A 25,186-nucleotide genomic window follows, 5' to 3' on the forward strand; every position below is an offset into this window, starting at 1 on the left:
GTTTGTCCTGCGTGCGGTCGCGCTTGCCGAGTAGCGCGGTTCATCCGAACCTGCACGCGAACGGGGGATGTTTCGCATGTCTAAGCTTCACTGGGCGCGCGCTGCCGCGGCCCTCGCGGTTGTTTGTGTACTCGCGACGCCGGCGAAGGTCACAGCGCAGCCGCCGCCGAGCGCGCGTTCCGAGTTGGCCAAGAGCCTCGGCGAGAATCCCGTATTTGGCGTCCTCGAGGCCTATTATCCCGCGACCTACAAAGCCGCGCTGGACGCCTTGGAACAAGGCATGGCCAAGGGTCAGACGATGGCGGGCATCCAAAGCGCCATTCGAGACACTTACGTCGCGCTACTCAGCAGCGAGATGCCAAAGGCGGAGGGGACATACGTCCTGGAGGCCGTCCGGATCGGCCAGCGGCAGGCAGAGGCGGTCGCGTCGTCGCCGGCTGACTGCATGACCGTTTTAGGTCTGCTGAAGATGGAACGCATCATGCAGAATGTGATCCCCGCCGCCGAGATCGAGGCGGAACAGGCCTGGGCCGCCGCGATGCTGCGTCAGCCGGCGACCAGGCCGGTGCAGCGCACGATCAGGCCCCTGCCGCCGGAGAAGCTGCGGGTACTGGCGATAACAGCCTACGACGGACTATCGAGTGACGACGCCCGGATGCGGATCGTGCGGTTGGCCGGCAAGTTCGCCGGCGTGACGGATGCCGACGACCAGCGCGCCATCTGCGAGTTCAGCATCCAGTATTCGGCTGCGCTGCTGGCGATGCCGACAGTCGAAGCGGTGGACACGTTCCTCGCCACAACGACGGGAGTGGCCCCCTAGGACCGGCGCTGAGCCAGGCCCAGGACGCGGCCGCCGCGCGGGGCCTGCACGACCACCAGGGTCGCCAGGCCATCGTCCGAGGCGGCGGGGATCCGGTAGGCCTGGGGCCGGCCGCGCCAGGCCCCGAGGCGGCGGATCTCGCGCACCACGTTTCTCTGCGACACGGTCTCCCCGCGATTGTCGCCGGCCCGCACCGCCACCTCGACCGTGCGCGGATCGTAGCGGATCAGCCAGACCTCGCCGCCGCCCCGGGGCGGCCGACCCGAGCCCACGTCCACCCGGCGCGCGCCGACGAAGCGGATGTCCGGCGGATTGCGCGCCGCGGTCGCCGCCGCGCGGACCAGGCGGTCGACCTCGGCGGTCTTCAGCCCCTGCGCCTCCTCCTGGCCGTCGACGACCACCTGCGGCGTGTAGGGCTCGCGCAGCTTGAGCCGCGTGACATAGGCCCTCTGCCGCTCGGCGTACTCCGGTTTGGCGAAGGTGTCCGTCCAGCCGAGGTAGTCCCAGTAGTCCACGGAGAAGGTGAGCGCGATCACGCCGGGGCGGTCGGCCAGCTTGGCGATGTGGTCGTTGGCGTCGTTGCAGGACCCGCAGCCCTGGGCCGTGAACAGCTCCACGAGCACCGGCGGTTTGGCCGCCGCCGCACCCGCCGGCCAGGCGAGCAGGATCAAGCTGAAAAGCGCGGCCATCCGCATCGCCACCGGCTTAGGGCGTGTTCCGGGGCCTGTAAATCTCAAGAAGCCGTGAGTTGCCGCAACGAAGAAGGGGGCCGCGCGGCCGACGCCGCACAGCCCCCTCGATCCAACGCCTCGAGCAACACATTCACCCCTGAGGGTGAAGGTTGCCCCGTCGCTTACGCCGCCGGCTTGGCCAAGCTGCGCAGGACGTAGTTCAGGACGCCACCGTGCTTGAAATACTCGAGCTCGGTGGGCGTATCGATCCGGCAGCGGACCGGGAAGCGGGCGATGCGGCCGTCCGACGGACGGTACATCTCGACGATCAGCTGCTTGCGGGGCGCGAGCTCCGTCAGGCCGCGGATCGTGACGATCTCCTCGCCGGTCAGGCCCAGCTTGTGCCAGCCTTCCTGCAGGAACTGCAGCGGCAGCACGCCCATGCCGACCAGGTTCGACCGGTGGATCCGCTCGAAGCTCTCGGCCACCACGGCGCGGACGCCCAGCAGCTTCGTGCCCTTGGCGGCCCAGTCGCGCGACGAGCCCGTGCCGTATTCCTTGCCGGCGAACACCACCAGCGGACGGCCTTCGCCCTGGTAGCGCATGGCCGCGTCGTAGATCGACATCTGGTCGCCCGACGGGAAGTGCTTCGTCACGCCGCCTTCCACGTCCGGAGTGATCCGGTTGCGGATGCGGATGTTGGCGAAGGTGCCGCGCATCATGACTTCGTGGTTGCCGCGGCGGGCGCCGTAGCCGTTGAACTCCGACGGCGGCACCTGGCGCTCGATCAGGTACTGGCCCGCGGGCGAGGTGGTCTTGATCGAACCGGCCGGCGAGATGTGGTCGGTGGTGATCGAGTCGCCGAAGACCGCCAGGACGCGGGCCTCGACGATATCCGTGACCGCCGACGGCTCCATCTGCATGTCGCGGAAGTAGGGCGGGTTCTGGACGTAGGTCGAGCCCATGTCCCAGTCGTAGGTCTGGCCGCCCTTGACCTTGATGCCCTGCCAGTTCTTGTCGCCCTTGAAGACGTCGGCGTAGCGGGTGGCGAACATCTTGTTGGTCACGTGCTTGCGCTGCAGCGCCGTCACCTCGGCCGAGGTCGGCCAGATGTCCTTCAGGAACACGGGCTTACCGTCCTTGCCTTCGCCGAGCGGCTCGTTGACCAGGTCGATCTGCATCGAACCGGCCAGCGCATAGGCCACCACCAGCGGCGGCGAGGCCAGGTAGTTGGCGCGCACATCGGGGTTCACCCGGCCCTCGAAGTTCCGGTTGCCCGAGAGCACCGAGCAGGCGACCACGTCGTTCTTCTGGATCGCGTCCGAGATCGCCTCGGGCAGCGGGCCGGAGTTGCCGATGCAGGTGGTGCAGCCATAGCCCACCAGGTTGAAGCCCAGGGCGTCCAGGCTCTTGTCCAGCTTGGCGGCCTTCAGATAGTCGGTGACCACCTGGCTGCCGGGGGCCAGCGAGGTCTTCACCCACGGCTTCACCTTCAGGCCCTTCTCGACGGCCTTCTTGGCCACGAGACCGGCGGCGATCAGCACCGAGGGGTTCGACGTGTTGGTGCACGAGGTGATCGCGGCGATCACCACGTCGCCGTTGCCGATGTCGAAGTTCTCGCCCTCGACCTTGAAGCGCTCGGCCAGGCTGTCCGGCTTGCCGAAGGTCTCGCCGGTCAGGGCCGACTTGAACTCGGGCGCGGCGTCGGACAGCAGCACGCGATCCTGCGGACGCTTGGGGCCCGCCAGCGACGGCATGACCGTCGCCATGTCCAGTTCCAGGGTGTCGGAGAACACCGGATCCGGATCGGTCGGCTCACGCCACATGCCCTGGGCCTTGGCGTACGCCTCGACCAGCGCGACCCGCTCGGGAGCGCGGTTAGTGGCGGCCAGGTAGTCGATGGTGGCCCGCGTCACCGGGAAGAAGCCGCAGGTGGCGCCGTATTCCGGGGCCATGTTGGCGATCGTCGCCTGGTCTTCCAGGGTCATCGAGGCCAGGCCGGGGCCGTAGAATTCCACGAACTTGCCGACGACGCCCTTCTTGCGGAGCATCTGGGTGACGGTCAGCACCAGGTCGGTGGCGGTCGCGCCTTCCGGCAGGGCGCCGTCCAGCCTGAAGCCGATCACCTCGGGGATCAGCATCGGGATCGGCTGGCCCAGCATGGCCGCCTCGGCCTCGATGCCGCCCACGCCCCAGCCCAGCACCGCCAGTCCGTTGATCATGGTGGTGTGGCTGTCGGTGCCGACCACCGTGTCGGGATAGGCGACTTCCGGACCCTCGTCGGCGTTCGTCCAGACGGTCTGGGCCAGGTACTCAAGGTTCACCTGGTGGCAGATCCCGGTGCCGGGCGGCACCACGCGGAAATTGTTGAACGCCGAGGAGCCCCAGCGGAGGAAGTTGTAGCGCTCGATGTTGCGCTGGTACTCGCGGTCGACGTTCTCGCCGAACGCCTTGGCGGTGCCGAAGTAGTCCACCATCACCGAGTGGTCGATCACCAGGTCGACGGGGTTCAGCGGGTTGATCTTCTCGGGGTTGGCGCCCAGGGCGGTCATGGCGTCGCGCATGGCGGCCAGGTCGACCACCGCCGGCACGCCGGTGAAGTCCTGCATCAGCACCCGCGCCGGGCGGAAGCTGATCTCGTGCTCGACGGAGCCCTTGTTGTCGATCCAGGCGGCGATGGCCTTCAGGTCGTCGGGGCCGACGGACACGCCGTCTTCGTTCCGCAGGAGGTTCTCGAGAAGCACCTTCATCGAGATCGGCAGGCGCGACACGCCCGAAAGTCCCGCTTCCTCCGCGGCCGGGAGGCTGTAGTAAGCGTAGGTCTTGTCGCCGACCGTCAGCTGACGGCGGGTCTTGAGGGTGTCCACAGACGCCATATTAAGGAGATCCTTTCTGCTCGCTGCCGGCCGAACACCCAAAGGGGATCGCGCGCTCTATCAGAGACGGACACACAGCGTTCGTCCCCGCGCGGCGTTGGTTCCCCCCAAGCGTCGGCGGCCGCCGCTTCATAGACCCGACCTATCGCGGCGTCCATGCGCGCGCCTAAGAACCTGCCCAAAACCTTGGATGACCGCTTGATCACGCAGCTATCGATCCGGGACGCTGCCGTCCGGCGCGGCGGGCGGCTGCTGTTCGAGGGCGTCTACCTGGAACTGGCGGCGGGCGAGGCCTGCGCGCTCACCGGCCCGAACGGTTCGGGCAAGACCAGTCTCTTGCGGGCAGTGGCGGGCCTGGTGCGACTGGAAGCGGGAGACGTCGGGTTCGGGGGCGTCGATCCTGCCGACGCCCGCGGCGACTTGCATCTGCTGGGGCATGCCGACGGGCTGAAGGCGTCCCGTACGGCGCGCGAGGAGCTGACATTCTGGACGCGGTGGGGCGGCGGGAACGACGACGCCCTCCGCGAGGCCGCCGACACCCTGGAGCTCGTTCCGCTGCTCGACCTGGAAGTCCGTCGCCTGTCCGCCGGTCAGCGCCGGCGGCTAGCCATCGCCCGCATGCTGGCGGCGCCCCGGCCGCTTTGGCTGCTGGACGAACCCCTCAGCCCCTTGGACGCCCGCTGGCGCGTGGCGGTCGGAGTCCTGATGCAGCGCCACCTCGACCGTGGCGGCCTGATCCTCGCCGCCGTGCACGATCCGCTTCCGGCCGCCACCCGCAGCCTTGAACTTGTCGCATGACCCGGCTGGCCGCCCTGATCGTGCGCGAGACCACCCTGGCCTGGGGCCGGGGCGGCGGGCCGCTGGTGGCGCTCGGCTTCTACGCCGGGGTCGCGACCTTCCTGCCGCTGGCGATCGGTCCGCAGCACGACCGGCTGGCCGCCATCGCTACGGGCGCCGCCTGGGTCGCCCTGGCGCTAGCCTCGCTCCTGTCCCTGGAGCGCATGTTCGAGCGCGACTACGAGGACGGCGCCCTGGACCTCCTGCTGCTGTCGCCCGTGCCGCTGGAACTGACCTGCCTCGTGAAGTGCGCCGGCCAATGGCTGGCGACGGGCGCGCCGCTGGCGCTGGGGGCCCCGGTGGCCGCCATCGCCCTCGGCGCCAGCCCCGCGCTGGCCCCGCTGATCTTCGCCTGCGCCCTGCTGGGCGGGATCGCATTCGCGTTCATCGGCGGGATCGGCGCGGCGCTCAGCCTGGGCGCCCGGCGCGGCGGCCTGCTGACGGCGGTGATCGTGCTACCCCTGTTCGTGCCGCCGGTGATCTTCGGCGGCGGGGCCCTGGCGAACTTCGCGGCCGGCCTGCCCTGGACCGGCGGCATGGCCTTCCTGGGCGCCTACGCCGCCGCGGCCGTCGCCTTCGGGCCGCTGGCCATGGCCGCCGCCTGCCGGAACGCGCTGAGCTAGTTCCGCGGCTTCGGATACCAGAGCGCGTTGACGATCACCCAGCGCTCGCCGAAGCGGCCGAGGTGGAAATAGTCGACGAACCAGGGCGTCTCGACGCGGGCCACGGCGGCGTTGCCGACGATGTCCAGCACGCGGACCGACCGGCTCCACTGCTCTCTCGGGGTCTTCAGCACGCCCTGTTTCGTCAGGTCGACCAGCTCCTCCTTCGTCATCCGGCGAAGGGCCAGGGTTTCGTCGGGGTTCGTGGTGACGGCGCGCTTGGCCAGGTCGGGGTGCAGCGAACGCGCCACCCGGGCTGGGTCGCCCTCCAGTTGGCCGTCGACATAGTCGTACGCCACGGCCTCGATGGCCTTCACGGCGGCCGGATCCATCGGCGCGGCGGCTTGCGGCTGCGGCGTAGCCGTCGCCACGGCGGCGGCGGCGAGCAGGGCGGCGATCATGGCGGGTCTCCTCGTCTCAAGCTGGGCCATATGCCGCGTCCAAACCTCGGAAGCACATGAAGAAAGCTTAATCCCGCCTGCCGCTTTTCAGCCGCATCCTCCGCCTGAGCTTGGTCCTTCGAAGGGAACCACCCACGGGAGACGAGACGACGATGTCCAAACCCATGATCCGGCTGCTGGCCGGGGTCGCCCTTACCTTCATCGCCGGGACCGCCCTGGCCCAGAGCGAACACACCGCCCGACGAGAGGCGGCCGAGGACACCGCCGCCACCGCCCGGCCGGGCGCGCGGCCGGAACAGGTCGAGCGGCGCCACGTGCACATCTACCGCCAGGGCGACCATCACCATGGCGCGGGACACACAGGTCGGATGGACCACCTCTCCGACATCCTGCAGCTGCGCCCCGACCAGGAGCCGGCCCTCAAAGCGTTCCTGGAGGCGACGCACGACGACCGCGGCCGCCACGATCACATGGTGAAGTTCGACCGCGACGCCCGGCGCACCACGCTGGAGCGTCTCGACGACATGCAGGCCCGGATGGCGGAGCAGCAGGCGGAGGCCAACCGCCGGATCGCGGCCATCAAGGCCTTCTATGGCCAGCTGGACGCCAAGCAGAAGGCGGCGTTCGACGCCATGCCGATGCTGATGATGGTGGGACCCAGCATGGGCCCAATGGTCATCCCGCACCGGATCGCGGCGGCCCACGACATGCCGCCGCCGCCGGCGCCGCCCGAGCCGCCGCGACCACCCAGGCTGTAGCCTCACTTGCAGGGCGGGCGCGCTGACTCTATGCCGGTCGCATGAGCTGGGCGCCCGCCTTCCTGTCGAATCCGGACCGCTTCATGGCGTTCTCGCGGTGGGCGACTCCGATGTTCGGGCTCATCGCCCTGGCCCTCGGCGCAGCGGGCCTCTACCTGGGCTTCACCGCCCCGGAGGACTACCAGCAGGGCCAGACGGTCCGGATCATGTTCATCCATGTGCCGGCCGCCCAGATCAGCATGTTCGCCTATGTCTGCCTGGGCGGGGCCAGCTTCCTGGCGCTGATCTTCCGCCACACCCTGGCCGACTGCGCGGCCCAGGCCGCAGCGCCGCTGGGCGCCGCCTTCACCTTCCTGGCCCTGGTCACCGGATCGCTCTGGGGCCGGCCCATGTGGGGCACCTGGTGGGAGTGGGACGGGCGGCTGACGTCCGTCCTGGTGATGTTCCTGCTCTACATCGCCTACATGGCGCTCAGGGCCTCGATGGACGACGAGCAGAAGGCCGCGCGCGCCGCCGCCATCCTGGCGCTGGTGGGCTCGATCAATCTGCCGATCATCCACTTCAGCGTGGAGTGGTGGAATTCCATCCACCAGGGCTCTTCCCTGTTCCGCGAGGGCGGGCCGGCCATGCCGCCGGTGTTCTGGGTCCCGCTGCTTCTGATGGCGCTGGCCTACATGTCGGCCTTCGGATCGCTCTGGCTGCTGCGCATCCGGGGTGAGGTGTGGCGCCGGCGGGCCGAGGCGGCGGCGCTGCGGGCCGCGAGGGGCTGATGTTCGATTTCAAGTACGCCGAGTTCATCGTGCCGGCCTTCGTGATTACCGGGCTGGTCTTCGCCGGCATGATCGGGTTCTCGCTCAACCACGCCCGCCGCTGGCGCAAGCGCTATGAGGAGCTGACCCGCAAATGATCCTGCTTCGCCAAGGCTACGCAGGACCCGGCCCGTCGAAGCTTCCGAAGGAAACGAAGTAGGATGAGCCGCTGGCTCGCGTTCCTGCCGATCGTCGCCCTCGTGGCGCTGGGCGGGCTGTTCTATTTCTACGCCTTGCAACGGGGCGATGCGAAGTACCAGCCGCAGGCCCTGGTGGGTCAGATGGCCCCCGACGTGACGCTGCCCGGCCTCGCCGACGGCCAGCCCGTGCGGATCCGCGACGCCGCCGCCGAGGGGCCGATGGTGGTGAACTTTTTCGCCTCTTGGTGCGCCCCCTGCGAGATCGAGCACCCGGTCCTGATGGGCATGAAGGGCGCCGGGGTGCGCGTGGTGGGGATCGCCTACAAGGACGCGCCGCCAAACACCCAGGCCTTCCTGACCCGGCTGGGCAATCCCTTCACCAGCGCCCTTGTCGACCGCGACGGTCGCGCGGGCGTCGAGTTCGGCGTCACCGGCGTGCCCGAGACCTACGTCATCGGCCGCGACGGCAAGGTCCTGGCCAAGCACACCGGGCCGCTCACCGACGCCGAAGCCGCGAAGCTCGCGAAACTGGCGCGTTAACCCTGCGTTGAGGCGTAAGCGGCAGTTTGGGCGCATCGCCCGTTAACCATACCGCCCGCTAGACCGCAGAGCCTCGTGTGACCACGATCCGCCCGAACCTGTACCCGCAGACGCAGGCCCGCCCCCAGCCGCAGGACGGCGGGAAGCTGGCGGCGCAACGCGCATTCTTCGACGCCCTTGGCCAGGCACAGCGCCCGGGAGCGTCCGCTGCTGCTGCGCCGGCGGCGGCCTCAGCCCCTGTAGCGGCAGCCGCGCCATCCGCGAGGGTCGAGGCCGCAGCTGCGTCGGCGGACCCGGGGCAGAAAATCCTCCGCCCGGGCTCGCTGATCGACATAAGGGTCTAGGCGCCACAATCGGGTTGCGCGCCTAAACGTCGAAATTAACTGTAATTTATCAAGGAACGACGTACGTCCCCCGCGGGTTCTTTGCGTGCAACCAGCAGCTGAACAGGCCCATGGGACGGGAAGATCGCATCTACGAAGAGGCTGCCGCCCTGTGGCAGCAGCTCTACGGCGAACCGCCGCCCCGCGAGGCGGGAGGGGCGGATATCCTCGGCATGATCGTGGGTAGCCTCCCCGACGCCGACTACAACCGGCTGCAGACGCCGCACCTGCGCCCCAGCAACATCACTTTCCCGAAATAGCTATTCGGTGGGTGGCGGGGGCAGGTCCTCGGCCTTGACGTACTTCATGAGCAGGGGCGCGTGGGCGATGGAAAACACCACCGTGATGATCATCATGCCCGGGAAGCGGAAGTAGACCCAGGTCTCGTCCGTCTGGGTGCGCCAGACGAACTCGTTCAGCGCCGCAAGGCCGAGGAAGAAGCCGGCATAGTTCAACGTCAGCCGCCGCCAGACGGCGTCCGGCATCGCGAATGCCTCGCCGAGGACCAGTTTCAAGGGGTGCTTCTTCAGCACCAGGCCGCCGAGCAGCAGCAGGCCGATGGCCGTGTTCACGATGGTCGGCTTGACCTTCAGGATCCGCGGGTCATGGAAGAACAGCGAGGCGCCGCCGAACACCAGGCCCGCGCCGCCGACGAAAAGCGGCAGGGGCGCGATACGCCGCTCCACGGCGAACCCGACGGCGATCGCTACGATCGAGCCCACGACCAGGCCCCACGTGGCCTTCTGGATATCGCGCGTGACCAGGAAGGCAGCCAGGAAGGCGGCCAGGGCGGCATAGTCCACGAAGTAGCGGACCCAGTGCCGCCGGTTCTCAGCACTCATCGGATAGGTTCCTCGAGGCCCACAAGCGAGCGGGCGAATGCGCGGGCGTCGAAGGGCTGCAGGTCGTCCACCCCCTCGCCAACGCCGATCAGCTTGATGGGGCTGTCGGACGCCTGGGCCACCGGCACCAGGACGCCGCCCCGCGCCGTACCGTCTAGCTTCGTCATGACGATGCCGGAGACACCGATCTGGTTGCCGAAGATGTTCTCCTGCGCCAGGGCGTTACGGCCGACCGTGGCGTCCAGCACCAGCAGCGTCTCATGCGGGTAGTCCGGATCGACCTTCTTCACCACGCGGATGATCTTCAACAGCTCGTCCATCAGGCCCTGCTTGTTCTGCAGCCGGCCCGCGGTGTCGATCAGCACCACGTCGTAGCCTTCGGTGCGCGCCTTCTGCACCGCATCGAACGCGAGGCCGGCGGCGTCCGATCCCGTGGGGCGGCCCATGAAGTCGGCGCCCGCCCGCTCCGCCCAGATCTTCAGCTGCTCGACGGCGGCGGCGCGGAAGGTGTCTCCCGCCACCACCAGGACCTTGGCGCCCTGACGGGTGAGGTCGGTGGCGACCTTGCCCAGCGTCGTGGTCTTGCCCGATCCGTTCACGCCGATGAACAGCACCACATAGGGCCTAGGGCCCGACAGCGGCTCGAACGCGCCCTGGCGGCCGGACAGTTCTTCGCCGATGGCGACCGACAGCGCCTCGCGGATCTCGCTCTCGTCCACGTCCTTGCCGAACTTCTCGGCGGCGAAGCGTTCGGTGATGCGCGCGGCGGAATGCGGGCCGAGGTCGGCCTCGATGAGCATCTCCTCCAGCTCGTCCAGCTTGGCCTGGGTGAGCGGCTCCTTGGCCACGAAGACCTGGGCGATCTGCTCGCCCATCTGTTTGGAGGACTTGGTCAGGCCTTCGGTAAGGCGCGCGAACCAGCCGCGTTTGGGGTCTGCCATGGGGGGTGCTTCTAGCGACCTCCTTGCGCGCCGTCACGCGCCACCGCACTAAGGGCCGGATGGACCCGCTGGCCGCCACCCTGACCGTGCTGGACTATGCCGCCGTGGCGGTGTTCGGCGCCTCGGGCGCGCTGGCTGCAGCCCGGCGCAAGCACGACATCATCACCTTCGGCTTCTTCGCCGCGGTGACCGGGGTCGGTGGCGGCACCCTGCGCGACCTCCTCATCGACGCGCCGGTCTTCTGGGTGGGCCGCCCGGAGTACATCGTCGCGTGTCTCGCCGCCGCGCTCGCCATCTGGATCCTGGGCTGGGGACAGGGTCGGGAGCGGCTGCTGCTCTGGCTGGACGCCCTGGGCATGGCCGCCTACGCCGTGGTGGGCGCGCTGAAAGCGACCTCGCTGGGCGTGCCGCCGGTCTCCGCCGTGATCATGGGCGTCCTGACCGCCACCTTCGGCGGAGTGCTGCGGGACGTGCTGGCACACGAACCCTCGATCCTGCTGCGCCGGGAGCTCTACGTCACCCCGGCCCTGGTCGGCGCGGGGGTCTTCGTCGGGCTGCACGCACTGGACCTGCCGCTGGCGGTCAGCGGAACGATGGGTTTCCTGGCGGCCTTCGCGGTGCGGTCTGGCGCGATCCTGTTCGGCTGGCAGATGCCCGGGTTCCCGGGACGGACGCCGCCGACCTAGGTGTCGTGGTCGGGATGCTGGTGGGAGACCACCTGCGCCTGGTAGGCGCGGATCTTGGCCTGCGCTTCGGGAGACTGGGTGCGGAGCGAGCCCAGCTCGTCGACCCACCGAAGCTTGGCCTCCAGGCCGATCTGGATGGTGGGCCGGATATCGGTCGGATCGTCGAAGGCGCCGATCGCGATATCGAAGAAGCCCGCGCCCTCGAACGTGAGCTGGGTGCCGCAGTCCCCACAGAAACCCCGGCTGACCAGGTTGGAGCTGGCGAACAGCTTCCGCGCGCCGCGGGTCCAGGTCACCTGCTCGGGCTTCATCGAGACATACGGCCCGTAGAACGCGCCGAAGGCCTTCTGGCACATGCGGCAGTGGCAGATGCTGGCGCGGCCGAGGTCGCCCTCGACGCGGAAGCGGACCGCCCCGCACTGGCAGCCGCCGGACCGGCTCATGCCGCCACCGCCGTGAGCCGCCGGCCGTCGTGGCCGGTGACGCGCATCGCCGCGACGCCGCCGACGGGAGCCTCGCCCTCGAACGCGATCTCCGTGAAGTCCTCGGCCCGCGCCACGCCCGGCCGCTCGATCAGGGCCGAAAGGGTGCGGCCCGCCTGGCGCTCCAGGTGCCGGACCAGGCCCGCCTCGCCCGCCGCCCGCAGCCGCGCGGCCCGGGCCTTGACCACGTCGCGCTTCACCGGCGGCATCCGCGCGGCCGGCGTGCCGGGGCGCGGGCTGAACGGGAAGACGTGCAGGAAGGCGAGCTCCGCCTCCTCGACCAGCCGGATCGAGTTCTCGAACATCTCGTCGCTCTCGGTTGGGAAGCCGGCGATCAGGTCGGCGCCGAAGGCCACGTCGGGGCGCACGGCGCGCACCTCGCGGACTAGCTTCAGCGCGTCGGCCCGGCTGTGGCGGCGCTTCATCCGCTTCAGGATCATGTCGTCGCCGGCCTGCAGCGACAGGTGCAGATACGGCATCAGCCGCGGCTCCTCCGCCAGGCAGCGCATCAGGTCGGGATCGATCTCGGCCGCGTCGATCGACGACAGGCGCAGGCGCGGCAGGTCGGGGACCAGCCTCAGGATCCGCGCCACGAGCTGGCCCAGGGTCGGCTGGCCCGGCAGGTCGGCGCCCCAGCTGGTGACATCCACGCCCGTCAGCACGACCTCGCGGTAGCCCTCGGCGGCCAGGCGGCGCACCTGTTCCACCACCTCGCCGGCCGCGGCGGAGCGCGAGTTCCCGCGGCCGTAGGGAATGATGCAGAAGGTGCAGCGGTGGTCGCAGCCGTTCTGGACCTCCACATAGGCCCGCGCCCGGTCCTTCAGCCCGTCGATCAGGTGCCCGGCGGTCTCGCGGACACTCATGATGTCGTTGACGCGGACCCGCATCGGCTCGCCGCCCTGCGGCTGGGGCGCATAGGCGCCGGCCTGGCTCTTTTCGGCGTTGCCCAGGACCAGATCGACCTCGGCCATGGCGGCGAAGGCGGCGGGGTCGATCTGGGCGGCGCAGCCGGTAACGATCAGCTTCGCGCCCGGACGTTCGCGCCGGGCCTTGCGGATCGCCTGGCGGGCCTGGCGCACGGCTTCGTTCGTCACCGCGCAGGTGTTGAAGACGATGGCGTCGGCGAGGCCGTCCTGCGCCGCCCGCTTGCGGATGACCTCGCTCTCATAGGCGTTCAGCCGGCAGCCGAACGTGACGATGTCGACGTCCGTCTTGGCGTCAGGGGCGTCGGCCGACACGGCTCTGGTCCTTCGCATAAACGGTCTTCAGCGCCACCGCGCAGATGTCCCGGCCCGGCGCCGGTCCATCCACACGGGAGTCCGCGGCGTTGTCGCGGTTGTCGCCCATCAGATACCACGAACCGGCGGGTACGGTCGTCGCGGCCATCTGATCCAGGTCGCCGGTGGGCCCCAGGTCGTAGATCCGGTGGCGCGCGCCGTTGGGCAGGGTTTCTTCGAATTCGGTGACGCGCAGCGGCGAGTTCGGCAGTTCGACGGAGCCCAGGGCGCGGCGCGCGACGGCCTTTCCGTCGATCACCAGCAAGCCATCTCGCATCTCGACAGTCTGACCGGGACCCGCCACGACCCGGTGCATATAGGGCGCAGCCGTGTTGGGCCGGCGGAAGACGACCACGTCGCCGACCTTGACGGCGGCGCGGCCGCAGTCGGCCCGCGCGCCTTCGACCATGACGATGTCGCCGGCCCTCAATGTCGGCTCCATGGCGGCGGAGGCCATGCTGTAGGTGGGGTGGGGGCCGTACGACCCGTAGAGCATGTTGGCGATCACCAGCACGACCCACGGCGCCACATAGAGAAGCGCCAGCTTGCTGGGCCGTCCAGCCTTCGGCGGGGCGCGCCAGGCCAGCCAAGCGGCATGCAGCCCGAACATCCCCGCGGCGATGGCTGCGCCGGCGATGAGGCCCTGCAGGCCGTACCGGTAGACGCCCGGCGGCGAGGCCAGCGTCCATTCGTTCAGCGCGACGGCGCCCGCCATCAGGCCGACGACGGTGACGGCCACCATCTTCCAGGCGCCGGCGTAGGCGTAGCCCACGGGTGGGAAGGCGGCGTTCAGCAACAGGGCGATCCACCAGCGGCGCGGCCGCGGGGCGTAGGTCTCCGTCAAGGCAGCTCGCCCATGAAGTCGACCGCCGCCGGCCCGGTCATGACCACGTGGCCGTCCTCGCGCCATTCGACGTGCAGCTCGCCGCCGTCGAGGACCATGGTGGCGTGACGGCCAACGAGATCGCGGCGCGAGGCGGCCACCAGGGCGGCGCAGGCGCCCGTGCCGCAGGCCTTGGTGAGGCCCGCGCCCCGCTCCCAGACCCGCAGGCGGATGCGGTGGCGGTCCAGCACCTGGGCGAAGCCGACGTTCACGTGCTCGGGGAACAGCGGATGCTTTTCGACCGCGGGACCGATCCTGGCGATCGGCACGGCCTCGACGTCGGGGACGAAGAACACCACGTGCGGATTGCCCATGGAGACGCAGCCGGGCGGCGCCATCAGGTCGGCGTGGTGGTAGAGGACCACGTCCAGGGCGGCGGTGTCGTGGGCCTCGGCGAGCGGGATCTGGGTCCAGTCGAGGCCCGGCTCGCCCATGTCGACGCTGACCAGGCGGTCGCCGGCCCGCGTGGCGATCAGGCGGCCGGCCTTGGTCTCGATCACCGCCTCGTCCTTGCCGGACGCCTGCATCAGCAACCAGCCGACGCAGCGCGTGCCGTTGCCGCAGGCCGAGACCTCCTCGCCGTCGGCGTTCCAGAACCGGACCCGGGCGTCGGCGTCGTCGGCCTTCTCCATGACGATGAGCTGGTCGCACCCCACGCCGGACTTGCGGTCCGCGATCGCGCGCACCTCGTCCGCGGTGGGGGCAAAGGGGGCGCTGCGGGTCTCGACGACGACGAAGTCGTTACCGAGCCCGTTCATCTTGAGAAACGGACGGCTCATGGTCGCGGCTATATAGGGGAAAGCGCCGGCCGTCGCACCCTGGGCGAGGAGACCCGGCCCGCGGTCGCTCAGGTCCTCTCCACGGCCGAGGCGGTATCGTCGATCATGGCGACGATCCGGTCCAAGTCCTCCGGGCTCACAGGGCGCGACATGCGCGCCTTGAGCGCCATGCCCAGGTTCATCATCGCCCGGCCCACGCGGTGGCGGCCGGGGGCGGCGTGCTGCGCCGCCTCGTCCATCCGGCCGAAGACCTGATCCACCGACGGGCGGTTGCGGTCCAGCTCGGCCTTGCCGTCGTCAGTGATCTCGAAGCGCTTGCGCCCGCCCTCCGCCTCCGTCTGCCGGATCAGACCCTCGTCCTCCAGCAGGGCCAGGGTCGGATAGACCACCCCAGGCGAAGGGCGATAGGCGCCGCCGGTCCGCTCCTCCAGCTCCTTGATCAGCTCGTAGCCGTGCCGGGGTTGCTCCTCCAGCAGGGCCAGCATCACGAACCTCAGGTCGCCGTGTTCGAAGAAGCGACCCATCCGGCCGCCCCGCCGATGGTCACGGCCTTCGCCGCCATGACGTCCGCCCCAGCCATACCGACTGCGATGGAAGCCCCGGTCGCCGTGATTGTGAAAGTGTCTATGCATTCGATTTTCGATCCTATTTCGATATGTCTGATATTTAGATACATCGAAACAACATCGGGCCACAAGCGGTTTTCGATACGGTCTAAATCGTATCGATAGTGATGCGTCTGGACGTCGGCGTTGCGGTGAGCAAGCTTTGCGGCATGAGCCGGTTGTTCGGACCCATTCGCCAGAACGGCTACGTCGTGAGCGACATCCGCGCGGCGATGGACCATTGGATCCATGTGGTGGGCGTCGGCCCGTGGTTCTTCGTGGAGCGCGTGAAGACCGACTGGTTCCGCCACCGCGGCGCGGACTCCCCCATGATGATGAGCGTGGCGCTGGCCAACTCCGGTGACCTGCAGATCGAGCTGATCCAGCAGACCAACGACGCCCCATCGCTCTATCGGGAATTCCTCGACGCCGGCCACGAGGGGCTGCAGCATCTGGCCTACTGGACCCACGACTACCAGGAGCTCTACGACCGGGCGCTCGCTAAGGGCCACAAGGTCGGGCACGAGGGCCAGATCGGCGGCGAGCAGGGCCGCTTCGCCTATTTCGAGACGACCGCTCCGCATCCCGGGGCGATGATCGAGATCTCGGACATCAGCGGGAACAAGGGCCGCTTCTTCGAGCACATCCGCAAGGCCGCCCAGGATTGGGACGGCGCCGATCCGATCCGCGCGATCTCCTGACCTCCGACCCGAACCACCGAAGGAACCACCCTGTGACCGACCTTGCCGAGCGTCGCCTGAAGACGGTGCGCGACCACATGGCCCTGGAGTGCGTGTGCGACTGGGACGCCGTGATCGCCACCTTCGAGCATCCCCGGTACGAGATGTATGGCGCGGGCCAGGTGTTCGATGGCGAGGCCCAGGTCCGCGGCTATTTCGCCGCCTCGCGAACGCCCTTCCCGGACCAGGCCAACGAGATCATCGCCATCGCCCACGGCGGCGACACCGTGCTGGTGGAGTTCTTCCTGACCGGCACCCACCTGGGGCCGCTGAACCTCGGCCAGGGGCGCGTGGCCGAGCCGACCGGCAAGGCTTTCCGGGTGCGGATGGCGGCGACCTTCGAGTTTCCGCCCGGCGGCGACAAGATCATCTGCGAGCGCCCCTATTTCGACCAGGGCGCGGTGCTGCGGGCGCTGGGCCTGGCCTAGGCGGCGCGATCAGCCGGGCCTCAGACTTCCTTCAGCACCTCGGCCAGGAGCTTGCCCTCCGCGCGGCGGTTCGAGCCGGCGCGCCAGGCGACGACGATCTCCCGGGCGGGATGTTCGGCCTCGATGGGTCGGACGGCCACGTGGGCCGCGTCGGCAAGCCCTGCGCTCACAGCCATCTGGGGCAGGAAGGTGACGCCGAGTCCCGAGCCGACCATCTGCACCAGCGTCGGCAGAGAGGTGGCGGCGAACGGCTCCTCACCCAAGCCGACGCGCGGGGGGTTCAGCTTACAGGCCGACAACGCATGCTCGCGCAGGCAATGGCCGTCCTCCAGCAGGATCATGTTCTCCTGCTCCAGCGCCTCCGGAGACGCCGTCTTCAGCTTGGCCAGAGGGTGATCGGCCGGCAGCGCCGCCAGCAGCTCGTCGTCGGCGACGTGCGCCCATTCCAGTCCCGCCATGTCGAAGGGCAGGGCGATCAGCGCCGCATCCAGCCGGCCGGCCTTGAGCTCGACGATCAGGCGCTGGGTCAGGTCCTCGCGGAGGAACAGGCGCAGCTTGGGAAACTTCTGGCGCAGCAGCGGCAGGGCTCCCGGCAGCAGGAACGGGGCGATCGTCGGGATGACGCCCAGCCTGAACCGGCCGGTCAGCGGCTGGCCGGCGTTCTTGGCCGCCTCGACCAGTTCCTCGGCCTCATTGAGGATCACCGTGGCCCGGCGCAGGGCCTCTTCGCCCACCGGAGTCAGGATCACGCCCGTGCGGGCCCGGTCCACCACCGGCGCGCCCAGCGTCCGCTCCAGCTCCTGGATCCCCGCTGACAGGGTGGGCTGGGTGACGTGCGCCGCCTCGGCCGCCTTGCCGAACGCGCCGTGCTCGGCGAGCAGCTTGAGGTACTGGAGCTGACGGATCGTCGGGAGCATTCGCGAACCTCGTCCCGGCCGCGCGATCGCTCGCGCGCATCAGCGGGTCCGGCTCAGTATAGACACAACCTATTCCATATCCAAAAACTATCGATTGGAATTGTCGGCCGACGCCCCCTATCTCACCGCCACGGCGGCCCTCCTCCCCTTGTGGCCGCCGACGCATTTCAAGGAGAGTCATATGCTGGGTGTTGGCCAGACGCTGCCCGACTTCAAGATCGTGGGTGTGAAGCCCAAGTTCATGCGCCACGAGGAGAACGGCGAGAGCGCGTTCGAGACCGTCACCAAGGAAAGCTTCCCCGGCAAGTGGAAGGTCATCTTCTTCTACCCCAAGGACTTCACCTTCGTCTGCCCGACCGAGATCGCCGAGTTCGCCCGCCTGAACCGTGAGTTCGCCGACCGCGACGCCGTGGTCCTGGGCGGCTCGACCGACAACGAGCACTCCAAGCTCGGCTGGCGCCGCGAGCATCCGGATCTCAACGAGCTGCCGATCTGGAACTTCGCCGACAACTCCGGGAAGTTCGCCCGCGACCTGGGCGTCCTGAACGAGGAAGAGGGCGTCGCCCTGCGCGCCACCTACATCGTCGACCCCGACAATGTCGTACAGCACGTCTACGTCACGAACCTGAACGTGGGCCGCAACCCGCAGGACACGCTCCGCGTCCTCGACGCGCTGCAAACCGATGAGCTCTGCCCGTGCAACCGTTCGGTTGGCGGCGAGACCCTGAAGGCCGCGTAAGCACACACCGCGCAGCCTTTAGCCTGTCCGGGGGCGCTCGCCCTTCTCCCCCCAGAGCGCCCCCGGATTTTCTGCCCCGCGCGCCGATGCGCGCCTCCCAGACATTTCCGGAGACCACCATGTCCCTCGACGCCCTGCGCGACGGCTTGCCCGCCTATGCCAAGGACATCAGCCTGAATCTCGGCAGCCTGGCCTCCGAGACCGTGCTGACCGACCAGCAGAAGTGGGGCACCTTCGTCGCCTCCGCCCACGCCCTCGGCGTGCCGACCGTGGTCCAGGCCATCGAAGCCGCCGCCGACGCCGCCGGCCTTTCGTCCGAAGCCAAGAGCGCCGCCAAGGCCGCGGCCGCCATCATGGGCATGAACAACGTCTACTACCGCTCGCTGCACCTGCTCTCGAACAGCGAATACAAGACCCTGCCCGCTCGCCTGCGGATGAACATCCTGGCCAACCCGGGCGTCGACAAGGCCGACTTCGAGCTGTGGTCCACCGCCGTCTCGGCCGTGAACGGCTGCGGCATGTGCCTGGACTCGCACGAGGCCGAGCTGAAGAAGCACGGCGTGCCGACCCAGAGCATCCAGGCCGCGCTCCGCATCGCCGCCGTGGTCAACGCCGCGAGCCGCGTGATCGCCGCCGAGGCCGCCCTGGCGGCCTGAACCAGGACGTCAGGCGCCTAGCGCCGCCGCCAGCCGCGCCACGCCGGCGTCCATCGCCTTGGCCGGGAAGCCGGTGAAGCCGAGGAGCAGGCCATGGCGCGGCGTGGCGGCGTGGTGCAGCGGACTGATGGCCCGGGTCAGCACCCCCCGGGCCGCCGCCTGGGCCTCGGCCTCCAGGTCCGAACGGCCGTCCTTCAGGTAGGCGATCAGGTGCATGCCCTGGTCGGGAACGTCCGGCTCCAGGACATCCCCCATCCGCCTGGCGAGCGCCTCGGCCAGCGCATCGCGCTGGGCCTTGTACGCTAGCCGTCGGCGGCGAATGTGGGCGGCGAACTGGCCGCTTTCCATGAAGTCCAGCGTCACGGCCTGGGTCAGGCTGGGCGGCTGGCGGTCGGCCAGGCGGCGCAGCGCCGACAACGGCTCCACCAGCGCCTTGGGCGCCACCAAGTAACCCAGCCGCAGCCCTGGGAAGAGCGACTTGTTCAGGGTGCCCACGTAGATCACCCGCTCGCCGCCATCGAGGCCCTGCAGCGACGCCAGCGGCGCGCCGGCGTAGCGGAACTCCGAGGCGTAATCGTCCTCCACGATCCAGGCGCCCGCGGCGCGCGCCCAGGCGATCAATTCCAGCCGCCGGCCCATCGACATCGCCACACCCAACGGGAACTGGTGCGAGGGGGTCACGAAGGCGGCGCGGGCGTCCGGCGCGAACGCGATCCCCGACTGAACGACCAGTCCCGAACGGTCCACCGGCACAGGCACGCCCTGGGCGCCGCCGGAGGTGAGGGCATGCCAGGTCTGCGGATAGCCAGGATCCTCGAGCCAGACCTTATCTCCCGGCTTCAGCAGCAGGCGCGAGGTCAGGTCGACCGCGTGTTGCGCGCCCGAGGTGACGATCACCTGATCGGGCTCGCACACCACGCCGCGGGCGGCGCGCAGATAGTCCGCCACCGCCGCGCGCAGCCGCCGATCGCCGGCCGGCTCGGAATAGCCGAAGTGATCCGGCCCAAGGGTGCGTAGCGCGCGCCGGGTCGAGGCGGCCCAGGCGTCCAGCGCGCGGGCGTCCATCAGAGTGCGGCCGTTCGAAAACGTCATCGGCTCGGTGGAGCGCGGCGCCGGGAAACCCGCCACGTCCGGAATGCGCTCGGGCGGGACCGGCGGGGCTGCAGCCTGCGGCGAGGCCTTCAGGTCCAGCACCCCCGAGAGGTCCTGCGAGACGTAGGTGCCCGAGCCGGTCCGCCCCTCCGCATAGCCCTCGGCGAGGAGTTGGTCGTAGGCCGCGACCACCGACGCCCGGGCGACACCCAGCCGCGAAGCCAGGTCGCGGCTGGACGGCAGGCGGCCGCCCGGCCGGAGCGCGCCGGTGTGAATGGCGCTCCGCACCTGGTCGTAGACTTGCCGGATCACCGGCCGCCCCGTCTCCGGCGCGGCCCAGGGATAGACGTCAGCCCAGCTCATTGACTCTCCGAATGGTCTGTCCAGATCGTTGGAAGTGGACCTATCCAGCAGACCACATACGGCTTAGCCCGCCAATCCGAAAGGAGGCGGCCATGCCGACGACCCACGACCACCCGATAATCGACGCGCTGCGCCGCCTCGCGATGACGACGCTGGCCTACGCCCTTGCAGTGGGCCTCGTCGCCCTGGCCCTGCCTCGCCTACTGACGCCCCTGCCGGTGGCGGCGCTTCTCCCCGAGCCGCCGCCCGTCGTGGCGCGGGTTCCTGCGGCCACCCCGCCCGCGGAACCCGCGCCATGAGCCCGCCCGACGGTTCCTTCACGCCCACGGCGCGCTCGCAGGTCCGGCGGCGGCCCCAGCGCGGCCACTACGACGAGGCCGCGGTCTACGGCGTGCTCGACGCCGGGATCATGGCGCATGTGGGCTACGTCATCGACGGCCAGCCGTTCGTGACCCCCACCGCCTATTGGCGCGAAGACCGCAAGCTCTACTGGCACGGCGCGGCCGCGAGCCGGATGCTGGCGACGGTGGCCGAGGGCGCGCCGGTCTGCGTGACCGTCAGCTTCCTGGACGGCTTCGTGGTCGGCCGCTCCGGCATCACCCATTCGCTGAACTACCGGTCCGTGATGGCCTTCGGCCGGGCCCGACTGGTGAGCGACCTCGCGGAGGTGCGGGCGGCGATGGACGCCTTCATCGGCCGCCTCTACGCGGGCCGGCCGCTGAAGCTGCGCCCCACCACCGACGACGACCTGCGCCGTATCGCCCTCGTGGAGATGGAGATCGAGGAGGCCTCGGCGAAGATCAAGGACACCGGCGTGACCGACCTGCCCGCCGACGACGCCTGGGCGGCCTGGTGCGGCGTGTTTCCGGTGGAGACGCGGATCGGCGCGCCCCTGCCCGAGCCCGGCATGGGCAGCGGCGGGCCGCCGACCGCGGACCTGGCGCCGTATGCGGAGGGGACCCGGCTGGACTCGGCGCTGACGGCCGCGGCCCAGGCCTACGGCTTGCCGGTCTCGACGTAGCGCTTCAGCCGGGCCCAGCCTCCCGTCAGGACGCCGTCGACCTGGGGCGCCGCCTTGAGGACGAAGTCGCGCGCGCCGCCCACGTTGTAGGTGATCGTGAGCTCCGTCCCGCCGTCCTTCGGCTTCATCCGGAAGAAGAGGGCGCCGTTGACCCCCTCGTCCTGCAGCGGCCCCAGGGCCGCGTCCGCCCGGATCATCCCCTGCTCGGGCCAGGCTAGGACGACCACGCCGTGCCGGACGCTGCCGCCCCCTGGAATGGTCTCGCACCAGCAGGCGTTGGCCTGCAGCGGCAGGGTGATGTTCTCCGCCTTGCCGGAATAGCTGTGCGCGCCATCCCACCAGCGCCCGATCTCGCCGATCGCCTGGTAGACGCGGGCCGGCGGAGCCTCGATCTGCACCACGCTCTTCAGGCGGAAGCCCTGTGCTCCGGTCTCGACCACCTCGGCGCGCGCCGCGCCGGTGAACGCCACGGCGGCCAGCGCCGCCAGAACCATCGATCGCATCGTTTCGCCCCCGGCCTGCCTCAGGCCGGCTCGAAGCTTAGCGGTCCTCCCCAGAATGTCTCAACCAGGCTGTTCTGGGCGCCCGGCTCGCCGGTGGTCAGGAAGCGACGAACGGCGCCCGTGCCCGGCTGGAATTCCGGATGGCGGGCGAAGTAGCGCTCCAGCGCATCGGCCGTGGCGTCCGGCTGTCGGATCAGGGGCGTGCCGGGCGGCAGGGCGGCCTGGAACAGGTCGGCCACGATCTCGTAGTGGGTGCAGCCCAGGATCGCGCGGTCGGGATTGCGGCCGATCCGGGTGGCCAGCGCCCTCACGTGGCCCTGGATCGTGGCGGCGAGCTCGTCCCGGGGCGCGTTGGCCTCGATCATCCGCGCCAGCTCGGGGCAGGGCTCGGAGAAGACCGCCACGTCCTGCCGGCGCTTGTCGATCTCGATCTCGTAGACCCGGCTCCTCGTGGTGGCCGGGGTGGAGAAGACGCCGAGGATCTCCAGCTTCTCGGCCTTCTCCTCGCGCCATTGGGCCTCATGCTCCCAGGGCAGGCCCGTGGCCGCCTCGATGGTCGGCACCACGATGCCCAGGACGTTGACCGGCCGGCCGAGGTCGCGGCGATAGCCGGGCAGCCAGGTCTGCTGCAGGCGGCGCAGCGCCACGCTGGCGGCGGTGTTGCAGGCCAGGACCACCAGGTCGCAGCCCTCTTCGAACAGGCGCACGCAGCCGGCCCTGGTCAGCTCGACGATCTCCTCGCCGGACCGCCCGCCATACGGCGCGTTGGCCTGGTCGGCCAGGTAGATGAAGTCCGCCTCGGGGAACCGCTCCACCAGCCGGTGATGGACGGTCAGGCCGCCGACCCCGGAATCGAACACGCCGATGCTCATGATCCGGTGTTAGCGGGCGTCGGCGAGGGTGTCACCGACGGCGTGACGCGCGGCGCCGGACCATGACACCTTCCGGTTCAGAACTGCACGGTCGGCCCGGAGTGTGGCGGACCCCTTGGGCCCGGAGCGAACGTCCATGCTGCCGATCGACGCCATCCTGCTCGCGGGCCTGATCGCCGCGGCCGTCTGGCGGCTGGCCGCGCCGAACCGCGGCCGCCAGGCGCGAGCGGTGCTGTGCGTGGGCCTCGTCCTGGTAGCCGGCGCGCAGTACGCCCTGAAGGGGTTCACCTGGCAGTTCGTCCCCGGCTACCTGCTGCTCGCCGCCACCGCCCTGCCCGTCCGCCGGGCGGGCGTTGTGTCGCGTTGGGCGGGCGGCGTGGGATTGGCGATCCTGATCGGCGCCGCCCTCGCCTCGTGGGCGCTGCTGCCGGCGCCCGTGCTGCCGCAGCCCCGAGGGCCGCACCCCATTGGTGAGCAGGTCTTTCGCTGGGTGGACGCCAGCCGCGAGGAGGCGACGACGCCGGACCCGGCGGACCGCCGGAATGTGGTGGTCCAGGCCTGGTACCCGGCCGACCCCGGCCCGGCGGGCAATCCACGTGGCGGCGGGACACCCTATCTGGACGGCCTGGGTCGCCTGCCCGGTCCCATCATGGCGTTCCCCAGCTTCGTGTTCCGGCGGTTCGGCGAGACCGACACCCACGCCACGCCCAACGCACCCGTTTCCAACGCCCGCCGAACCTGGCCGGTGGTGATCTTCTCGCCGGGCTACGGAGCGCCGCGGGCGTTCTACACCGGCCTCGCCGCGGGCCTGGCGAGCCGGGGTTACGTCGTGCTGGCGGTGGACCATCCTTACGAAGCTGCCGTCACCCAGCTCGCCGACGGCCGCGCCGCGGGGCCGGCCCAGTATTACGGCCGCGGGACCGAACGCATCGCCTACATGGAGCGCCAGATCCCGGTCCGCGCCGCCGACCTGCGCTTCGTGCTCGACCAGTTGGCCCGACCCGGGGCGATGGGTCCGCGCCTCGCAGGACGGCTGGACGCCAACCGCGTCGCCGCGGCCGGCCACTCGTTCGGCGGCGCCACCGCCGTCCTGGCCGCGAGCGACGACCCGCGGATCAAGGCCGTCGCCGATATCGACGGCATGCTCTATGGCGCGGTGCGGGGCGAGGCCTTGCAGGGACCGCTGCTGCTGCTGGAAAGCGACCATGATGGAACCGGCTTTCGCGCCCGCTACGTCGAGGCCACCGAGGCCGTCCTGTCGCAGGTCCCGGCCGGCGGCTGGCGCTATGCGATCGGCGGCGCGAACCATTTCAGCTTCACCGACGCCGACCACTTCTTCAGCCCGCCGGGGCGCTGGGCAGTCGCCCAGGTCATGGGTGGCGAACGTGGCGCCGCGGCGACCCAGCGGGCGGCTGTGGATATCCTGGACGCCTTCCTGCGCGGCCCGCTCAAGGGCGAGCCGGGCGACGTCGCCGAGGCGGCGGGGCGCTACGAGGGCGTCAGGGGCGGGCCGAGCCCCCGCTGAACCCGCTCCCGCCACAGGGCCAGCGCCGGCGTCACGCCCAGTTCCATGACCAGCGGAAACGCCACCGCGCCCGGCGCGCCCGTTTCCAGCACGCCCGCCAGCCGCGCGAGGCCGCCGACGAACACGACGACGGCCAGCGTCCGAACGACCGCGCCGCGGCGCTCGATGGCCGGGACCGAGCACCAGAACACAAGGCCGATGCCCAGGAGCAGGCCGGAGAGGTAGCGCCCATGGCTGGCGGCGGTGACGCCGACGGTGTTCATGCCGCCCAGCACCCCCCACAGGCCGCCGCCCACCGGCACGATCCCGGCGACCGCGACAGAAGCCTGCAGCAGGCGACGCTCGATGGCGGGGCTCAAGCGAACAGGTCCGCCTGCGCCGCCGCCTTGGCGCCCTCGATACCCAGCAGCTTCAGCTTGGTGTTCACCCCGCCCCGCGCCGAGAATCCGCCCGGCTTGCCGCCCGCCGCCGTCACCCGATGACAGGGCACGACGATCGGCCAGGGGTTCTTGCCAAGGGCCTGGCCGACGTCCCGCGCCAGCAGCTTGTCGCCCAGCCGCGCGGCGATCTCGCCGTAGGTCAAGGTCTCCCCCGGCGGGATCGCCCGGGCGATCTCGTAGACCCGGGCGTGGAATTCGGGCGCCCGCGACAGGTCGATGGGCGCATCGAGGAGGTCGGGCTTCTCGCCGCGCATCAGGGCGCGGATGTCCCCGACCGTCTTGTCGAGCCCGGCCGGGACGGTGGCCTCGACCGCTTCGGGAAACCGCCGCAGGAACGACCGTCGGGCCGTCTCCGGATCCCGCTCGGGCAGGTGGACGCCGACCAGGCCTTGTTCGCCCCAGGCGATGCCCGCGTGGCCGATGGCCGTGTCGAAGAGGGCGTACTGGATCATGCTGCAAAGATAGTCGCGTTCGCCGATAACCGCTCGCGGCTTTCGG

Annotated in this window: 32 protein-coding genes; 16 read left to right on the plus strand and 16 right to left on the minus strand. The window is 70.1% G+C overall.

Annotated elements, in window-relative coordinates:
* The first annotated feature begins 76 nt into the window (after window positions 1-76).
* A complete protein-coding gene (locus tag A2790_RS09310; protein WP_293390365.1) occupies window positions 77-820 on the plus strand; it encodes a hypothetical protein in 744 nt (247 codons plus the stop codon).
* Here the strand turns inward: A2790_RS09310 and A2790_RS09315 are convergent.
* Entirely contained in the window at window positions 817-1,509 is a 693-nt protein-coding gene (locus A2790_RS09315) for a DUF1223 domain-containing protein (RefSeq protein WP_363080675.1), read from the minus strand. The two genes, A2790_RS09310 and A2790_RS09315, sit on opposite strands and share 4 nt — an antisense overlap.
* Before the next feature lie 164 nt (window positions 1,510-1,673).
* A complete protein-coding gene (gene acnA / locus A2790_RS09320; protein WP_293390370.1) occupies window positions 1,674-4,367 on the minus strand; it encodes an aconitate hydratase AcnA in 2,694 nt (897 codons plus the stop codon).
* A gap of 198 nt (window positions 4,368-4,565) precedes the next feature.
* On the opposite strand from acnA, the gene ccmA reads away from it, so the two are divergent.
* Window positions 4,566-5,165, plus strand: a complete 600-nt coding sequence (ccmA, locus tag A2790_RS09325) for a heme ABC exporter ATP-binding protein CcmA (RefSeq protein ID WP_293390373.1) — start codon at window positions 4,566-4,568, stop codon at window positions 5,163-5,165.
* The gene (gene ccmB, locus A2790_RS09330) at window positions 5,162-5,827 is read left to right on the plus strand and encodes a heme exporter protein CcmB (protein ID WP_293390377.1); all 666 of its coding nucleotides are present in this window, start codon (window positions 5,162-5,164) and stop codon (window positions 5,825-5,827) included. Before ccmA ends, ccmB begins: the two co-directional genes overlap by 4 nt.
* Here the strand turns inward: ccmB and A2790_RS09335 are convergent.
* Window positions 5,824-6,267: a nuclear transport factor 2 family protein gene (locus A2790_RS09335; protein WP_293390380.1), complete on the minus strand. Its 444-nt coding sequence runs from the start codon at window positions 6,265-6,267 to the stop codon at window positions 5,824-5,826. The genes ccmB and A2790_RS09335 overlap by 4 nt on opposite strands.
* A gap of 152 nt (window positions 6,268-6,419) precedes the next feature.
* Here A2790_RS09335 and A2790_RS09340 point away from each other — a divergent pair, with 152 nt between their 5' ends.
* From A2790_RS09340 to A2790_RS09360, 5 genes are all read left to right on the plus strand, one after another.
* Entirely contained in the window at window positions 6,420-7,025 is a 606-nt protein-coding gene (locus A2790_RS09340; protein WP_293390383.1) for a Spy/CpxP family protein refolding chaperone, read from the plus strand.
* Window positions 7,026-7,066: 41 nt separating this feature from the next.
* Window positions 7,067-7,795, plus strand: a complete 729-nt coding sequence (gene ccmC / locus A2790_RS09345; RefSeq protein ID WP_293390385.1) for a heme ABC transporter permease CcmC — start codon at window positions 7,067-7,069, stop codon at window positions 7,793-7,795.
* Window positions 7,795-7,932 carry a heme exporter protein CcmD gene (gene ccmD, locus A2790_RS09350; protein WP_363080679.1) on the plus strand — a complete coding sequence of 46 codons (138 nt, stop codon included), beginning with the start codon at window positions 7,795-7,797 and terminating at the stop codon, window positions 7,930-7,932. The genes ccmC and ccmD overlap by 1 nt, the downstream gene beginning before the upstream one ends.
* Window positions 7,933-7,995: 63 nt before the next feature.
* Window positions 7,996-8,514 carry a DsbE family thiol:disulfide interchange protein gene (locus A2790_RS09355; protein ID WP_293390387.1) on the plus strand — a complete coding sequence of 173 codons (519 nt, stop codon included), beginning with the start codon at window positions 7,996-7,998 and terminating at the stop codon, window positions 8,512-8,514.
* 454 nt (window positions 8,515-8,968) lie between these two features.
* A complete protein-coding gene (locus tag A2790_RS09360; RefSeq protein WP_293390390.1) occupies window positions 8,969-9,157 on the plus strand; it encodes a hypothetical protein in 189 nt (62 codons plus the stop codon).
* Here A2790_RS09360 and A2790_RS09365 read toward each other — a convergent pair whose 3' ends face one another.
* Complete coding sequence (locus A2790_RS09365) at window positions 9,158-9,739, minus strand: inner membrane-spanning protein YciB (protein ID WP_293390392.1); 582 nt, start codon at window positions 9,737-9,739, stop codon at window positions 9,158-9,160. It lies immediately after the preceding gene.
* Window positions 9,736-10,680 carry a signal recognition particle-docking protein FtsY gene (ftsY, locus tag A2790_RS09370; RefSeq protein WP_293390395.1) on the minus strand — a complete coding sequence of 315 codons (945 nt, stop codon included), beginning with the start codon at window positions 10,678-10,680 and terminating at the stop codon, window positions 9,736-9,738. The genes A2790_RS09365 and ftsY overlap by 4 nt, the downstream gene beginning before the upstream one ends.
* A gap of 59 nt (window positions 10,681-10,739) precedes the next feature.
* Between ftsY and A2790_RS09375 the strand changes: the two genes are divergently transcribed.
* A complete protein-coding gene (locus tag A2790_RS09375) occupies window positions 10,740-11,366 on the plus strand; it encodes a trimeric intracellular cation channel family protein (RefSeq protein ID WP_293390397.1) in 627 nt (208 codons plus the stop codon).
* Here A2790_RS09375 and A2790_RS09380 read toward each other — a convergent pair.
* From A2790_RS09380 to A2790_RS09400, 5 genes are all read right to left on the minus strand, one after another.
* Window positions 11,363-11,809 (minus strand): GFA family protein, encoded by a 447-nt coding sequence (locus A2790_RS09380; RefSeq protein WP_293390400.1) that lies wholly within the window; start codon window positions 11,807-11,809, stop codon window positions 11,363-11,365. The genes A2790_RS09375 and A2790_RS09380 overlap by 4 nt on opposite strands.
* A complete protein-coding gene (gene mtaB / locus A2790_RS09385) occupies window positions 11,806-13,086 on the minus strand; it encodes a tRNA (N(6)-L-threonylcarbamoyladenosine(37)-C(2))-methylthiotransferase MtaB (protein ID WP_363080683.1) in 1,281 nt (426 codons plus the stop codon). The genes A2790_RS09380 and mtaB overlap by 4 nt, the downstream gene beginning before the upstream one ends.
* Complete coding sequence (gene lepB, locus A2790_RS09390) at window positions 13,067-13,969, minus strand: signal peptidase I (protein ID WP_293390403.1); 903 nt, start codon at window positions 13,967-13,969, stop codon at window positions 13,067-13,069. The genes mtaB and lepB overlap by 20 nt, the downstream gene beginning before the upstream one ends.
* Complete coding sequence (gene dapF, locus A2790_RS09395; protein WP_293390406.1) at window positions 13,966-14,787, minus strand: diaminopimelate epimerase; 822 nt, start codon at window positions 14,785-14,787, stop codon at window positions 13,966-13,968. Before dapF ends, lepB begins: the two co-directional genes overlap by 4 nt.
* A gap of 68 nt (window positions 14,788-14,855) precedes the next feature.
* On the minus strand, window positions 14,856-15,311 hold the full coding sequence (locus tag A2790_RS09400) for a PadR family transcriptional regulator (RefSeq protein ID WP_068878271.1): 456 nt from the start codon (window positions 15,309-15,311) through the stop codon (window positions 14,856-14,858).
* A 209-nt stretch (window positions 15,312-15,520) separates the two neighbouring features.
* Here A2790_RS09400 and A2790_RS09405 point away from each other — a divergent pair, with 209 nt between their 5' ends.
* Together A2790_RS09405 and A2790_RS09410 are read left to right on the plus strand one after the other, a co-directional pair.
* Window positions 15,521-16,093: a VOC family protein gene (locus A2790_RS09405; RefSeq protein WP_293390411.1), complete on the plus strand. Its 573-nt coding sequence runs from the start codon at window positions 15,521-15,523 to the stop codon at window positions 16,091-16,093.
* Between the two features lie 32 nt (window positions 16,094-16,125).
* On the plus strand, window positions 16,126-16,560 hold the full coding sequence (locus A2790_RS09410; protein ID WP_293390414.1) for a nuclear transport factor 2 family protein: 435 nt from the start codon (window positions 16,126-16,128) through the stop codon (window positions 16,558-16,560).
* A gap of 20 nt (window positions 16,561-16,580) precedes the next feature.
* Here A2790_RS09410 and A2790_RS09415 read toward each other — a convergent pair whose 3' ends face one another.
* Window positions 16,581-17,477 (minus strand): hydrogen peroxide-inducible genes activator, encoded by an 897-nt coding sequence (locus A2790_RS09415; protein WP_293390417.1) that lies wholly within the window; start codon window positions 17,475-17,477, stop codon window positions 16,581-16,583.
* Between the two features lie 181 nt (window positions 17,478-17,658).
* Between A2790_RS09415 and A2790_RS09420 the strand changes: the two genes are divergently transcribed.
* Together A2790_RS09420 and A2790_RS09425 are read left to right on the plus strand one after the other, a co-directional pair.
* Window positions 17,659-18,216 (plus strand): peroxiredoxin, encoded by a 558-nt coding sequence (locus A2790_RS09420; protein ID WP_293390420.1) that lies wholly within the window; start codon window positions 17,659-17,661, stop codon window positions 18,214-18,216.
* A gap of 119 nt (window positions 18,217-18,335) precedes the next feature.
* Window positions 18,336-18,872: a carboxymuconolactone decarboxylase family protein gene (locus A2790_RS09425; RefSeq protein ID WP_293390422.1), complete on the plus strand. Its 537-nt coding sequence runs from the start codon at window positions 18,336-18,338 to the stop codon at window positions 18,870-18,872.
* 9 nt (window positions 18,873-18,881) lie between these two features.
* Here the strand turns inward: A2790_RS09425 and A2790_RS09430 are convergent, their stop codons facing one another.
* On the minus strand, window positions 18,882-20,327 hold the full coding sequence (locus A2790_RS09430; protein WP_293390425.1) for a PLP-dependent aminotransferase family protein: 1,446 nt from the start codon (window positions 20,325-20,327) through the stop codon (window positions 18,882-18,884).
* Between the two features lie 92 nt (window positions 20,328-20,419).
* Between A2790_RS09430 and A2790_RS09435 the strand changes: the two genes are divergently transcribed.
* Together A2790_RS09435 and A2790_RS09440 are read left to right on the plus strand one after the other, a co-directional pair.
* Window positions 20,420-20,626, plus strand: a complete 207-nt coding sequence (locus A2790_RS09435) for a hypothetical protein (RefSeq protein ID WP_293390428.1) — start codon at window positions 20,420-20,422, stop codon at window positions 20,624-20,626.
* Window positions 20,623-21,348 (plus strand): pyridoxamine 5'-phosphate oxidase family protein, encoded by a 726-nt coding sequence (locus A2790_RS09440; protein WP_293390431.1) that lies wholly within the window; start codon window positions 20,623-20,625, stop codon window positions 21,346-21,348. Before A2790_RS09435 ends, A2790_RS09440 begins: the two co-directional genes overlap by 4 nt.
* Here A2790_RS09440 and A2790_RS09445 read toward each other — a convergent pair.
* Together A2790_RS09445 and A2790_RS09450 are read right to left on the minus strand one after the other, a co-directional pair.
* On the minus strand, window positions 21,324-21,851 hold the full coding sequence (locus A2790_RS09445; RefSeq protein WP_293390434.1) for an SRPBCC family protein: 528 nt from the start codon (window positions 21,849-21,851) through the stop codon (window positions 21,324-21,326). The genes A2790_RS09440 and A2790_RS09445 overlap by 25 nt on opposite strands.
* Window positions 21,852-21,871: 20 nt before the next feature.
* The gene (locus A2790_RS09450) at window positions 21,872-22,723 is read right to left on the minus strand and encodes an aspartate/glutamate racemase family protein (RefSeq protein ID WP_293390437.1); all 852 of its coding nucleotides are present in this window, start codon (window positions 22,721-22,723) and stop codon (window positions 21,872-21,874) included.
* A gap of 136 nt (window positions 22,724-22,859) precedes the next feature.
* On the opposite strand from A2790_RS09450, the gene A2790_RS09455 reads away from it, so the two are divergent.
* Window positions 22,860-24,248 carry a hypothetical protein gene (locus tag A2790_RS09455; protein ID WP_293390439.1) on the plus strand — a complete coding sequence of 463 codons (1,389 nt, stop codon included), beginning with the start codon at window positions 22,860-22,862 and terminating at the stop codon, window positions 24,246-24,248.
* Here A2790_RS09455 and A2790_RS09460 read toward each other — a convergent pair.
* Both A2790_RS09460 and A2790_RS09465 read right to left on the minus strand, forming a co-directional pair.
* Window positions 24,212-24,607, minus strand: a complete 396-nt coding sequence (locus A2790_RS09460; RefSeq protein ID WP_293390441.1) for a DUF4345 family protein — start codon at window positions 24,605-24,607, stop codon at window positions 24,212-24,214. The two genes, A2790_RS09455 and A2790_RS09460, sit on opposite strands and share 37 nt — an antisense overlap.
* Window positions 24,604-25,140, minus strand: coding sequence for a methylated-DNA--[protein]-cysteine S-methyltransferase (locus tag A2790_RS09465; protein WP_293390443.1), 537 nt, complete (start codon window positions 25,138-25,140; stop codon window positions 24,604-24,606). The genes A2790_RS09460 and A2790_RS09465 overlap by 4 nt, the downstream gene beginning before the upstream one ends.
* Window positions 25,141-25,186: the final 46 nt, after the last annotated feature.

The organism is Phenylobacterium sp. RIFCSPHIGHO2_01_FULL_69_31, from assembly GCF_001824475.1.
In the GTDB taxonomy this organism is placed as follows: Bacteria; Pseudomonadota; Alphaproteobacteria; order Caulobacterales; family Caulobacteraceae; genus Phenylobacterium.